13 protein-coding genes and 1 pseudogene are annotated in these 12,511 nt (G+C 39.9%); 8 read left to right on the top strand and 6 right to left on the bottom strand.

Annotated features, from left to right (window positions below; genetic code table 11):
• Position 1: 1 nt before the first annotated feature.
• Complete coding sequence (locus tag RI557_RS04765; protein WP_310668859.1) at positions 2-667, bottom strand: CBS domain-containing protein; 666 nt, start codon at positions 665-667, stop codon at positions 2-4.
• 63 nt (positions 668-730) lie between these two features.
• On the opposite strand from RI557_RS04765, the gene RI557_RS04760 reads away from it, so the two are divergent.
• On the top strand, positions 731-1,450 hold the full coding sequence (locus RI557_RS04760; RefSeq protein ID WP_310668858.1) for a pyridoxine 5'-phosphate synthase: 720 nt from the start codon (positions 731-733) through the stop codon (positions 1,448-1,450).
• 15 nt (positions 1,451-1,465) lie between these two features.
• Positions 1,466-2,230, top strand: coding sequence for an alpha/beta fold hydrolase (locus RI557_RS04755; RefSeq protein ID WP_310668857.1), 765 nt, complete (start codon positions 1,466-1,468; stop codon positions 2,228-2,230).
• Positions 2,231-2,274: 44 nt separating this feature from the next.
• Here RI557_RS04755 and RI557_RS04750 read toward each other — a convergent pair whose 3' ends face one another.
• From RI557_RS04750 to RI557_RS04740, 3 genes are read right to left on the bottom strand one after another with little or no spacing between them, the layout of a single operon-like run.
• A complete protein-coding gene (locus tag RI557_RS04750) occupies positions 2,275-2,889 on the bottom strand; it encodes a hypothetical protein (RefSeq protein ID WP_310682486.1) in 615 nt (204 codons plus the stop codon).
• Between the two features lie 13 nt (positions 2,890-2,902).
• Positions 2,903-3,523 (bottom strand): hypothetical protein, encoded by a 621-nt coding sequence (locus RI557_RS04745; protein ID WP_310682484.1) that lies wholly within the window; start codon positions 3,521-3,523, stop codon positions 2,903-2,905.
• Positions 3,520-4,140 carry a T9SS type A sorting domain-containing protein gene (locus RI557_RS04740; RefSeq protein ID WP_310682482.1) on the bottom strand — a complete coding sequence of 207 codons (621 nt, stop codon included), beginning with the start codon at positions 4,138-4,140 and terminating at the stop codon, positions 3,520-3,522. The genes RI557_RS04745 and RI557_RS04740 overlap by 4 nt, the downstream gene beginning before the upstream one ends.
• Before the next feature lie 392 nt (positions 4,141-4,532).
• Between RI557_RS04740 and RI557_RS04735 the strand changes: the two genes are divergently transcribed.
• Positions 4,533-5,132: a nucleotide exchange factor GrpE gene (locus RI557_RS04735; RefSeq protein ID WP_310669032.1), complete on the top strand. Its 600-nt coding sequence runs from the start codon at positions 4,533-4,535 to the stop codon at positions 5,130-5,132.
• Between the two features lie 12 nt (positions 5,133-5,144).
• Positions 5,145-6,272, top strand: coding sequence for a molecular chaperone DnaJ (dnaJ, locus tag RI557_RS04730; RefSeq protein ID WP_310669031.1), 1,128 nt, complete (start codon positions 5,145-5,147; stop codon positions 6,270-6,272).
• Positions 6,273-6,360: 88 nt separating this feature from the next.
• Here the strand turns inward: dnaJ and RI557_RS04725 are convergent, their stop codons facing one another.
• Entirely contained in the window at positions 6,361-7,284 is a 924-nt protein-coding gene (locus RI557_RS04725) for a T9SS type A sorting domain-containing protein (protein WP_310669030.1), read from the bottom strand.
• Between the two features lie 274 nt (positions 7,285-7,558).
• On the opposite strand from RI557_RS04725, the gene RI557_RS04720 reads away from it, so the two are divergent.
• From RI557_RS04720 to RI557_RS04705, 4 genes are read left to right on the top strand one after another with little or no spacing between them, the layout of a single operon-like run.
• Positions 7,559-8,512 (top strand): ATP-binding cassette domain-containing protein, encoded by a 954-nt coding sequence (locus tag RI557_RS04720; protein ID WP_310669029.1) that lies wholly within the window; start codon positions 7,559-7,561, stop codon positions 8,510-8,512.
• 2 nt (positions 8,513-8,514) lie between these two features.
• On the top strand, positions 8,515-9,855 hold the full coding sequence (locus tag RI557_RS04715; protein ID WP_310682480.1) for an ABC transporter permease: 1,341 nt from the start codon (positions 8,515-8,517) through the stop codon (positions 9,853-9,855).
• Positions 9,848-10,783, top strand: coding sequence for a hypothetical protein (locus RI557_RS04710; protein ID WP_310682478.1), 936 nt, complete (start codon positions 9,848-9,850; stop codon positions 10,781-10,783). Before RI557_RS04715 ends, RI557_RS04710 begins: the two co-directional genes overlap by 8 nt.
• The gene (locus tag RI557_RS04705) at positions 10,776-11,933 is read left to right on the top strand and encodes a sigma-54 dependent transcriptional regulator (protein WP_310682476.1); all 1,158 of its coding nucleotides are present in this window, start codon (positions 10,776-10,778) and stop codon (positions 11,931-11,933) included. Before RI557_RS04710 ends, RI557_RS04705 begins: the two co-directional genes overlap by 8 nt.
• A gap of 260 nt (positions 11,934-12,193) precedes the next feature.
• Here RI557_RS04705 and RI557_RS04700 read toward each other — a convergent pair.
• A pseudogene (locus RI557_RS04700) lies at positions 12,194-12,511 on the bottom strand (IS982 family transposase); the annotation flags it as partial.

Below are 12,511 nucleotides of genomic sequence, written 5' to 3'. Positions count from 1 at the left end.
ACTAAATGTTGAGGTAATTCATCAGGTTCTCGTAGCGGTTTTGTAGATCATCATTTTCATTGTTTTGGTAAAATCTTGCCGCAATGGTGTATTCGTATCGCTCAAAAGTTTGAACTACGGCCGATAAATCTGATTTGTTGATTTTCAACGCCACGTGAATCTTTCGAGAATCAGGATGATTGCGGATGTACATTCCCAGTATTTTAGCATTGTTGCTCTCAACGATATTGGCAATTTCAGAGAGTGAATAATCGATAATATTCATTTCGAGTTCAAGAATTCCACCATGATCCTGGAACAACGCTAACTGACTGATGATTTTCATGAGGTGGTAAATGGAAATGGAGCCAATAAATTGCTGTTTTTCACTCACAACGGCTATGCAACTACTGTTGCTTTCTCCCATCTGCTTGATTACCGTAAAAATATGATCGTTTTCCTTTACTGAAAAATCGACAAGAGTTGATTTGTAAGACTCTACGGGAGCGTCCCAGTCGTCAACATCGAAAAGGGCTGTTTCGCTGAGCATCCCCACGAGTTGGTTCTGACCATTAATTACAGGAAGATGCGTCATGCGAAATTCATCCATTAATGTGCTGGCTTTTTGCCCGTTATCACTCGGTGATATTTCCGGTACATCGTCAGATATGAGTTCTTTTGCTATCATGAACTATCGTTGATTTGAATTGCTTTACTTTTGAACGCTCAACAGCCAAAATTAGCCTTTTTAATGACGCGATTAAGTGTAAATATCAATAAGGTTGCCACAATTCGCAATGCGCGAGGCGGCAACATACCCAATGTTTTTCAGGTAGCAATGGATTGCGAGCGTTTTGGCGCTCAGGGAATCACGGTTCATCCACGACCCGATGAACGCCATATTCGTTACAGCGATGTTCGTGAAATTGCTCCTCATGTAAAGACGGAATTTAACATTGAGGGTTATCCAACCCGTGATTTTTTGGATTTGGTAACTGAGGTTAAACCGGCTCAGGTTACACTTGTTCCCGATCCACCGGATGTACTTACATCTAATGCCGGCTGGGATACAATCAAGTACAAAACACTCTTGCAAGATGTGGTGGCTGAGTTGCACGAGAACAACATCCGTGCGAGTATTTTCATCGAAACGGATGCCAAAATGATTGAAGCGGCACCGGAAACGAAAACTGACAGGATTGAACTTTACACTGAGTCGTATGCAGTTGGTTTCGGTCAGAACCGTGAGCAAGCGGTGAATCCTTTTGCTGAAAGTGCTGAGCTGGCTCATTCACTCGGACTCGGAATTAACGCGGGCCACGATCTCAATCTCGATAATCTGGAATACTTTGCTCAAAATGTACCGCACCTCAATGAGGTATCGATCGGGCATGCATTGATTTCAGATGCTTTATACTTTGGGCTGGAAAATACGATCCAGCTTTACTTGCGAAAACTACAATCGGCTTAATACGTTTCTTGAAAGATGGAATTGAATTTTAAAAAGTACGGAGACTCAGGTGAACCACTCATCATCATTCATGGATTATTGGGAATGCTGGATAACTGGTCCAGTCACGCTCGTTTTTTTAAAGATCAGGGTTACAGAGTTTATTTAGTTGATGCCCGTAATCATGGCCGTTCACCGTGGAGTGACGAAATGAATTACGAGGTCATGATGGAGGATCTCAAAGAGTTTTTAGATAGCTTGGGTATCAATGAAGCACATCTGCTGGGCCACTCAATGGGCGGGAAGATTGTGATGAAATTTGCTCAGAATTACGCCTACCGCGTGAAGAAACTTATCGTGGCTGATATTTCTCCAATGTCTTATCCGGTCCATCACGAACTTATTTTAAAAGGTTTGCGCAATGTTCCGCTCGATAAAATTGAAAAACGGACAAAAGCTGATGAATTTTTAGCAGAGTACATCAAGGTAGTTGGTATTCGTCAATTCCTGATGAAAAGTCTTCACAGAAAGAAAGACAAAACATTTGGCTGGCGATTCAACCTGGATGCCATTGAAGCCAATATCGAAAGAATGGGTGATGCCGTGATGGATTCACGCTATCAGGGCAAAACACTTTTCATTCGCGGTGGAGCGTCAGATTATATCAAGGATGATCAACTTGACGAACTCAAAGTTAGCTTTCCCAACAGCGAAATTAAAACCATTGAAAGAGCAGGTCACTGGCTTCACGCTGAAGAACCCAAAGTCTTTGACGAATACGTTATCGATTTTCTCGATTAATCGAAGTCGAGTGTCAGTTTAAAAATGGTTTAAAAATTAGATTGCTACTCAACCAAATCTTCCCTCACCCAAACTGTTTCACCTGTCCATAAAGCAATCATTCCCTGTCCTTTTTGAATGCAGAGACTATCTAATTTATCATTGGCTGTTTTTTGAGGGTTTGTATAAATTATGCTATTTGTATAAATAGTCTCATTGATTTGTACTCTCTCAAGGTCATTTTCTAAGTATGAAATGCTTTCTTTTAAACTCTTGCTGAAATATTTAGCCCCAATTGTAAGTGTACTTTTGATTTCATAGTAACATCCTCTATTATTGAACTTATTTCTTTGGTAGCCATAATGCGTTTCTGTATAAATACTGATTGTATTTTTTAGATTTCTGTATTCTTGCTCTGTAAAAGGTCTACAGATGCATGTTCGATGATCTAAACATGTTTTTTCATCCTCACCTGTCTTCATGTCTTGCATAGATAAATACAGATTTATCTCTCCAAAATCCTCATTCACAAATGTTAAGGAATCTTGAGAGTCTGGAGAAATCAGTATATCATGGAATGGGTTATCCTGTGAGCTGTATGCTTTACAAGTCCATGTTTCTCTTTCACATTTCTTTCCAAACATGAGTAATACAAATAATATACTGGCTATAAGTTTCATAGTGTGTTAGCTTTTATTCAACCAAATCCTCCCTCACCCAAACATCTTTACCTATCCATAGAGCAATCATTCCCTTTCCTTTTTGGATGCAAAGGCTGTCTAAAGTTGCACTCTTATCCACATTTCTATACATAAAACAATTTGAGTATTCACTACCACTAATTTCTTTTGATTTAAGATTGTTTTCAATGTAAGAAATGCTGCTTCCTAACCCCTTATCTATGTATCTAATACCTCTTGATACTTGACTTTTAATTTCATAGTAACAATTTCTTGATTGAAATTTATTTCTATTGTATGAAAAATATGATTCATTGTAAATATTGATAGTATTTTTTAGGTTTCTATACTCTTGTTCTACATAGGGAATACATAAACATGTTCGATGATCTAAACATGTTTTTTCATCTTCTCCAGTTTTCATGTCTTGCATAGATAAATACAAATTTATCTCCCCCAAATCTTCATTTACAAATGTTAAAGAATCTTGAGAGTCAGGTGAAACTAGTATATCATGGAATGGATTATCCTTAGAACTGTATGCTTTGCAGGTCCATGTTTCTCTTTCACATTTCATTCCAAACATGAGTACTACACAAAACAATACAGCTATATATTTACTAATCTGATTCATTTCACAATGATTTTGTTGGTGTACTGATTATTGTTGGTAATGACTTTAAAAATATAGCTTCCAGGGAGAAGATTTAAGCCATTAATGTTAATTGTAGCTTTGTAATCATCTATTATGGTTCTATCTTGAATTAACTGCCCGGTAACACTAAATACTTTAATCGTCTTAATCTTTTCATTTTTTGATTCAAACATTAAATATTCTTCGGTTGGGTTAGGGAACACTCTTATGAATTCATTCTCATTAAAGTCTGAAGTAGATAAATTTCGTTTCCCATCACTTTCACAGATCACAAGATCAACCTCTACAGGTTCATACGTACCATTTCTCACAACACCATGATCTGTAAAGGAGCCTGTATTTGAATCATAATAGAACGTAGCATGAGCACCAGAGTTAATAACCATTGGCTCCTCCTTTGATAAAGCTCCGGGAACTCCAACAAATGGCCACTGGGCAGCCTGTGAAGGATATTGATACATGAAAAACTGGTGTTTTCCGGCTGACACTTCTTGTGCTGAAAATGAAGCATCCCAGTTGAGTTCATAATTTTCAAGCCACATTTTATCATCACCGATTTCTCTATTTAACACACGAACTTCTTTACCGGTATCCATGTGATATTGTTTATCATTCCTGAAAATGTGTGTATGACTCCAATTATTCCCTGTTTCGTATTCATTATCTATTGGAGTAAAATCACCATATAAATTTTAAAGTTACGAAAACGACAATAAAAATCAACACTTTACAATAATTAGGTACTTATTAAATATCTTATAATTGTGCTCTCTCCCTTATTGAGTCTTGAATAGCCGCAGGAAAGAGTTTTGTTAAAAAAGCTTATTTTTAACATTAAATTAACTTAACAGGTTATCTTCCTCCTACCCAATTAATCACGTTGATTATTCTATCCTAATTGATTTAACACGATCAACAAGTGACAATTTGTCGGCAAGACACACTTGGCAGAATCATTGATAAATAAGACAGCACAAATTTTAAGGATATGAGCAAGAAGGATAAAAAGAAACAAAATACTGATAACGAGAAGGATATAAAAAACGAAGAGCAGTCAGCTCAAAACGAACAAACTGCAGAAAAAGCAGTTGACGAGAAAGAGACTGACAATTCGAACGGCTCTGACCAAAAAGAAGAGAAAAAAGAGCCGACATGGGAAGATAAATACAACGAGCTCAACGACAGGTATCTCCGCCTCTACTCTGAGTTTGAAAACTTTAGAAGAAGAACAGCAAAGGAACGCGTTGAGATGATGAACAATGCCGGATCTGACATGATCAAAGAAGTGCTTCCTGTCCTCGATGACATGGAACGCGCTATTGAGTCGAATAAAGATTCTGACGACATTGAATCGATCAAGGAAGGATTTAACCTGGTTCACAACAAGCTATTTAAAACCCTTGAGGGAAAAGGCCTTAAGCCGATGAATAGCATTGGTGAAAAATTTGATCCGGAAACTGCTGATGCTATCGCGAAAATCCCGGCACCTGAGAAAAAGATGAAGGGAAAAGTAGTTGACGTGGTTGAAAAAGGGTATTACTTAAATGATAGCATCTTGCGCTACGCAAAAGTAGTTGTAGGAGAGTAAAGCAAACTATTTATGTCGAAAAGAGACTATTACGAAGTATTAGGTGTTTCAAAAGACGCTTCTGAATCTGAACTGAAAAAAGCTTATCGCAAATTAGCACTCAAATACCACCCCGATAGAAACCCGGGTGACGAAGAAGCTGAAAACAAGTTTAAAGAAGCGGCTGAAGCGTACGAAGTACTTGGAAATAAAGAAAAACGACAACGATACGATCAATTTGGTCATGCCGGTGTTGGCGGAGCTGCCGGAGGCGGTGGCTTTGGCGGTGGCGGCATGAATATGGACGACATATTCAGCCAGTTTGGTGATATCTTCGGTTCTGCCTTTGGTGGCGGAGGCAGTGGCTTTGGCGGTGGTGGTGGCCGCGCCAGAGTTCGCAAGGGAAGTAACCTGCGCATCAGGGTACAACTATCGCTTGAAGATATTGCTCACGGTGTCAAGAAAAAGATCAAAGTCAAAAAGCTTGTCAATGCTCCGGGCAACTCATATAAAACATGCCCAACCTGTAATGGATCGGGTCGTGTGACGCGCGTTACCAATACTTTCCTTGGACAAATGCAAACGGCTTCTACCTGCCCTACTTGTGGCGGACAGGGAAAATCGCTCGACAACAAGGCTTCCGGATCTGACCAAAACGGACAGTTGCGCAAAGAAGAGGAGCTCGAGATCGAAATTCCGGCTGGTGTTGAAGAAGGAATGCAACTTACAGTTCGCGGAAAGGGTAACGAAGCGCCAATGGATGGAATTCCGGGCGATTTACTCATCGTGATTGAAGAGAAAAAACACGAGCATTTAGAGCGTGAAGGTCAGAACCTTCATTATGACCTGTTCCTCAATTTTGCTGATTTGGCCCTTGGCGAAACAGCACAGATACCGACAGTTGACGGAAAAGCAAAAATCAAAATTGCTGCCGGGACAAATGCCGGAAGGATCTTGAGGTTAAAAGGAAAAGGATTGCCGAGCGTGAATGCTTATGGAAAAGGTGATTTGCTCGTGCACGTTAATGTGTGGACGCCTAAAAACCTCACATCTGAAGAGAAAAAAATACTCGAAAAATTACGCGAATCGGAGAACTTCAAACCCAGCCCAACGGGTAAGGAAAAGAGTTTCTTCGGCAGAATGAAGGAGTATTTTAGCTAAAAAAATTAACCCCGTAGAAGAAATGATAGATTCACTTCTTCTACGGGGTTAATACATATTAATTCCTTTATTTAGGTTAGTATCCTATTTAGTTTTTAACAACCTTCTTCATCATAGTACCACTTGACGTTTTAAGATTGAAAAAGTAAAGTCCATTTTCAAAAGTATCAGTACTAATCTCTGCCTCACTTGCATTAATCTCCCTTTCAAGAACCAAACGTCCCTGAGCATCATAAACACTTATTGATTCAATGGGTGAGTTTTGGCTCTTTACAGTAAGATTGTTTTTTACCGGATTAGGATAAACGGATATTTTAGAGCTATTAGAAGCATTGTTAACCGACAAAGAACTATAGTAGTCACATGGTTTAGACCAAGTTGATTTAACATATTCCAATGCAGTATCTTTGTAGCATCTTAAAAAAGGATTAGGAACTTCTGGAATAGTTACGAACCCAGTAATGATTGGAAATAACTCACAATCACTATAGTAATTAATTCCCAATAACCTTGTATAAGTAAAAAACTCAATACCTAAATATCCAGAAGGATTAATCACTTCTACCTCATAAGAATTGACAATTTCTCCATTTATGGTATCAGGATTAATATTGCTTATCACACCATCAAATCGAATGATTGTATCGCGTTCTAATATGTAAGGTTCAGTCGTATCGTACTTGTAAGTTTTCACATCAAAAAACGTAGAATCCCCTTCATCCACTGTGAAATCCATTGCTTTTCTAAATTCACCACTGTACCAATAAAAAATGATATCTGCGGAGTCCAGAACAAAAAGCTCATCAATTAATGAGTCTGCTCCGTTGTAAGCTTTGATATATCTGCAATTTTCACCTTGAAAAACTGAATCTTTTACTACGTTATAATAATGGTACCCTGCAGTCCCATCAATAGAAAAATGCCACTCTGCTCCAATGGGAGCGAAGTTGGTTTGAGAATTAGCGTTAAAGTTTAAGATTATTATTCCTAGTAGTGTAATTAACTTTTTCATGAGTTAGATTTTTTCAAATAAATCAGTTAACGAAGTTCAACAAAATAAAAAAAATATCAAAACACTACAGTGATTAAATACTGTTTTACTTGAAACAAAAAAAGCTATCCTTCTTATTGAGTCTTGATTTGCCGCATACAAGAAATTGAAAGAAAAAACTTCATCATAACTGAGATAAAAGTTTAATAATGATAGCTCAACTTCTTTTTCATTATACCCCCAATTTGAAATATGTACTTAATTTTAGCCGCACAATTAAAGTGCGGCTTTTTTTATGGATACACTTTTAGATGTAAAATCAGTAAGTAAGTGGTACGTCAACTACAAAGCGTTGAACAATGTATCACTTCAGGTTCCCAAAGGCAGTATTTTCGGTTTGCTGGGACCAAACGGAGCGGGTAAAACCACGCTCATCAGAATTATCAATCAGATCACAGCTCCCGATGAAGGAGAAATCCTCTTCAATGGTGAATCGCTAAAGCAAAAGCATATTGCGCAAATAGGGTACTTACCTGAAGAACGCGGACTTTACAGCAAAATGGAGGTGGGTGAACAAGCACTCTACCTCGCCCAGCTCAAAGGTATGCCTAAAGTTGAAGCGATGGAAAAGCTGAAAAAGTGGTTCATCAAATTCGGGATTGAAGAATGGTGGAACAAAAAAATTGAGGAGTTATCAAAAGGGATGGCTCAAAAAATCCAGTTCGTGGTAACAGTTGTCCATGAACCGGAACTACTCATTTTAGACGAACCATTCTCAGGTTTTGACCCTATCAACACCAACCTCATCAAAGATGAGATTATGAAAATGCGCGATAATGGAACAACCGTTATTTTCTCAACGCACAACATGGGATCGGTAGAGGAAATTTGCGATCGTATTGCGCTGATCAATAAATCTGAAAAGATTCTTGAAGGTCCGGTTGCTGATATCAAAGAAGAACACAAGCCGCATATTTTCAAGCTCACATTCAAAGGCAACATGATTAAATTCACCAATGCATTGTGGACCGGCTTTGAGCTTGTAGACCACAAAGAAATTGGCGAAAACACCTTTGAAGCGAATGTGAAGATCAAAGAAAACAGCACTCCTAATGATTTATTGAGTGCACTCATTCCAAACGTGGAAATTCTCTCAATGAATGAAATTATGCCAACGATGAATGAAATTTTCATCCAACAGGTTACCGAAAAGAACGAAGATGTTGAACTTGAAAACGAGGAGGCTTAATCATGGGGAAGATTGGATTGATCATACAGAGAGAGTACCTCACTCGGGTTAAGAAAAAGTCGTTCTTGTTAATGACTATCCTCGGGCCGCTCTTGCTGGCCGGAGTTGTGGCGTTAGTGGCTTATCTCGGTTTTCAGGACGACAAGGAATACGATATCCTCGTAGTAGATGACTCAGGTGGTGCTTTTAGTAGCCTGGAAGGTGGTGATAACTATACTTTTCATTTCATTGACGGACTGGGAATTGAAGAAGCTAAGGATTCATTCAAGGATTCAGAATACAGCGTTATCCTCCACTTACCGGATGGTATTCTCGCTCAAAAAAGACCTATCCTCTATTTCAAGGAACAGCCGAGTATGTCGGTGGAGAAAAGTATTGAAGCGCGTATTGAAAATCTTGTAGAGCGTGAAAAACTCAAACTCTACGACATCAGCTATGCCGATTACAAACGAATCAAAACTGAGTTCAGCCTCACCATGATCAAATTCACAGAATCTGGTGAGGAAGAAACGGTAACCCGCGAAAAAGCACTTGTTGGTTTCTTCTTTGGTTTAGCTGTTTACCTGTTCATTTTCCTATACGGGGTACAGGTGATGCGCGGTGTAATTGAAGAAAAGAACAACCGCATCGTGGAAGTGATTATTTCATCTGTGAAACCGTTTCAGTTGATGATGGGGAAAATTGTAGGAATCGCACTTGTCGGACTCACACAGTTTGTTCTCTGGATCGTCTTATCTTTTACTTTCATAACGGTTACGCAACAAGTCCTTTTCCAGGATAAAATGGAATCGATAGCGCAACAACAAGTTCAAAAGTCAACAGAAATTTCTAAACAAACTGCCCCCAAACAAATGCAGGCTGATGTAGACTTTTCGGATCTGACCAATCCTAATCACATCGTAAACCGCATCAACTGGCCGCTCATGTTGAGCCTGTTCCTCTTCTACTTCATTGGAGGTTATTTGTTGTACAGCGCGCTGTTTGCAGCAATTGGCTCGGCAGTGGATAACGACACCGATACGCAGCAATTCATGTTGCCCGTCACAGCTCCGCTCATCGTGGCTTATTTCATCGCTTTTACGCTGATGGAAAACCCTGAGAGTGATGCGGCATTTTGGGCCTCGTTGATTCCGTTCACTTCACCCATTATCATGATTGAACGCGTTGCGATTGGCCTTTCACCAAACGAATACTGGGAACTGGGACTGTCGATGGTTCTGCTCGTTTTGGGCTTCATCTTCACGACCTGGCTGGCCGGAAAAATCTACCGCACAGGCGTTCTCATGTACGGCAAAAAAGTGAATTACAAAGAACTGTGGAAATGGATCCGTTACCATGATTGATCTCACGGCTATTATCGACATGGGCTCAAACACCTTCAACCTGTTGGTTGTTAGGGAAAACGAGGACGGTACTCCGCTTTATGTTTACAAGACAAAAAAGCCCGTGAAATTGGGTCAGGGAGGTATCGGTCAGAACCGAATCGCAGATGACGCCATCGAGCGTGCTCACGAGGCAATCGAGAGTTTTGTCTCCGTAGCAAAAGGTTACGAATGCACTACCATAAAAGCATTTGCCACATCGGCTATACGAAGTGCTGAGAATGGATCATCTGTCATTGATCAGTTGAGTAAAGAGTACGGACTCAATATTGAAGTGATTGACGGATTGCGCGAAGCACAGCTCATTTACAAGGGAGCACGTGCAGCAGTTGAGCTGACAGAGAAACCGGCTCTGATCATGGATATTGGCGGAGGTAGTGTGGAGTTTATCCTCGCCAATAGAGAAACCGTTTTTTGGCAAAACAGCTACGACCTGGGAATTACCAGATTGCGCGAAAAATTTAATATCCCTGATAAAATTGAAAAAATCGATCGTGAAAACCTGGAATTCTTCCTCGATCAAACGACCAACGAACTATTTGAATCGCTGGCACAATACCCGGCCAATACGCTTATCGGGGCGAGTGGCTCGTTTGAAGCTTTTGCCAAAATGATTGAAGCGCAAAAGGAAAATGCTTTTGATGAAAAGGCATCCTCGTATGAATTCGGAGACGAATTTCAGCCACTGATCGATGCGCTTATCGGCTCTGACCGTGAAAAACGTGAAAGCTGGCCCGGACTGGAAGAAATGCGAATTGATACCATTCACATTGCGGCTTGTTTGGTACGGTATTTATTGGATAAAAAGACATTTGAACACCATTGGCTCTCGCAGTTTGCGCTGAAAGAGGGGGCGTGGTTTGAAATAAAAGCACAAGAACATGGCTGAGATTTTAGTAGTTGATGACGAACGCAGTATTCGCAATACGTTGCGCGAGATTTTGGAGTATGAAAAGTTCAAGGTTGAAGAGGCTGAAGACGGACAAAAAGCACTCAACATTCTCAAGAAAAAAAGTTTTGACTTGATGCTGTGTGACATCAAAATGCCCAAAACGGACGGAATGGACCTGCTCGAACTGTCGATGAAAGTTCACCCGGATATGCCGGTTGTAATGATCTCAGGTCACGGAAACATCGAAACAGCAGTTGATGCGATCAAAGCCGGAGCTTACGACTTCATCGAAAAACCGATCGACCTCAACCGTTTGTTAGTAACGGTGCGCAATGCGCTCGATAAGAGCAGCCTGGTTGAGGAGACTAAAACACTCCGCAAGAAAATATCTGGTAAAAAAGAATCTGACATAATTGGAGAATCAAAAGCGATTGCTGAAGTAAAAGAAATGATCGAAAAGGTTGCTCCTACTGATGCTCGTGTTCTCATCACCGGCTCCAACGGAACGGGGAAAGAGCTCGTGGCTCGCCAGCTTCACGCTCACAGCGAAAGAAACAAAAAACCGTTTGTTGAAGTCAACTGTGCGGCTATTCCGTCAGAACTCATCGAGAGCGAACTCTTCGGTCATGAAAAAGGCGCGTTTACCTCTGCCGTGAAGCAGCGCAAAGGAAAGTTTGAACAGGCAGAAGGAGGCACACTCTTCCTCGATGAAATTGGAGATATGAGCTTGAAAGCACAGGCTAAGGTATTGAGAGCTTTACAGGAAAGCAAGATCAACCGCGTTGGTGGTGATAAAGACATCAAAGTTGATGTACGTGTCATCGCTGCAACGAACAAAAATCTAAAAGAGGAAATCGAGGAGAAAAACTTTAGGGAGGACCTTTACCACAGGCTGAGTGTTATCCTGATCGAAGTTCCTGCTCTCAATGATAGAAAAGAAGACATTCCCCTCCTCACCGATCACTTTTTGGATAGTATTTGCAAGGAACAGGGAATCGCTAAAAAGTCGATGGATAAAAAAGCACTTAACGAACTCCAAAAACACGACTTTTCAGGAAACATCCGCGAACTCCGCAACATCATAGAACGACTCGTCATCCTTTCTGGTAAATCGATTACGGCCGGTGATGTGAAGAAGTATTGTTGATTGAAAAGAGGGTGTATCAAAAGGCATCATAAAATAAAAATGACTGATGATTGGAGAGTTTTAATCCAACTACATCAGCCATTTACATTTTAAAGGTTTGCCTTTTAAAACCAAAAAACCTTAATTTTTTGGTTTTGATACTCCCCCTTTACGTAATTAGTTTGACAGTACTAATTAAAACTGTATTTCCTTATAAGAATCAACCCTTTTTCCATTTTCATTAGAAACAACTACTAAAAACCCGTTTAGCGGTTTGAGTTTCATGCTGCGAGAGCATGTTTAATATGATTGATAGGTCTGCCGTTATTGTGGTTAATAAGCTGCAAAGCTGTAATAGCAGTCGTTTTGCATACCATTCTTGTTGCCAATCCGTTGAATTTTTTTGCGTAATTTCTTTTGATCATCATATGGTCGCACAATTGAGAAAAGAGTGTTTCAATTCTTTTTCGTGACTTTTTGAACACAAAAGGAAAAGGTTCAAATTCTTTTTGATTGCTTCTCATAGGGGTTTTGAGTTCGATCCGGTGATTTGTAAATAAATCGACTTGCTGATTTGAACTCAGGTATCCTGCATCCCC

Source organism: Salibacter sp. (assembly GCF_031581065.1).
Classification (GTDB): Bacteria; Bacteroidota; Bacteroidia; order Flavobacteriales_G; family Salibacteraceae; genus Salibacter.
This window is presented reverse-complemented; position numbering and strand designations above follow the sequence as displayed.

Coding starts and splice junctions, on each gene's coding strand:
- RI557_RS04765 (WP_310668859.1), bottom strand. CDS start 667: ATGATAGCAAAAGAACTCATATCTGACGATGTACCGGAAATATCACCG.
- RI557_RS04760 (WP_310668858.1), top strand. CDS start 731: ATGACGCGATTAAGTGTAAATATCAATAAGGTTGCCACAATTCGCAAT.
- RI557_RS04755 (WP_310668857.1), top strand. CDS start 1,466: ATGGAATTGAATTTTAAAAAGTACGGAGACTCAGGTGAACCACTCATC.
- RI557_RS04750 (WP_310682486.1), bottom strand. CDS start 2,889: ATGAAACTTATAGCCAGTATATTATTTGTATTACTCATGTTTGGAAAG.
- RI557_RS04745 (WP_310682484.1), bottom strand. CDS start 3,523: ATGAATCAGATTAGTAAATATATAGCTGTATTGTTTTGTGTAGTACTC.
- RI557_RS04740 (WP_310682482.1), bottom strand. CDS start 4,140: ATGGATACCGGTAAAGAAGTTCGTGTGTTAAATAGAGAAATCGGTGAT.
- RI557_RS04735 (WP_310669032.1), top strand. CDS start 4,533: ATGAGCAAGAAGGATAAAAAGAAACAAAATACTGATAACGAGAAGGAT.
- dnaJ (WP_310669031.1), top strand. CDS start 5,145: ATGTCGAAAAGAGACTATTACGAAGTATTAGGTGTTTCAAAAGACGCT.
- RI557_RS04725 (WP_310669030.1), bottom strand. CDS start 7,284: ATGAAAAAGTTAATTACACTACTAGGAATAATAATCTTAAACTTTAAC.
- RI557_RS04720 (WP_310669029.1), top strand. CDS start 7,559: ATGGATACACTTTTAGATGTAAAATCAGTAAGTAAGTGGTACGTCAAC.
- RI557_RS04715 (WP_310682480.1), top strand. CDS start 8,515: ATGGGGAAGATTGGATTGATCATACAGAGAGAGTACCTCACTCGGGTT.
- RI557_RS04710 (WP_310682478.1), top strand. CDS start 9,848: ATGATTGATCTCACGGCTATTATCGACATGGGCTCAAACACCTTCAAC.
- RI557_RS04705 (WP_310682476.1), top strand. CDS start 10,776: ATGGCTGAGATTTTAGTAGTTGATGACGAACGCAGTATTCGCAATACG.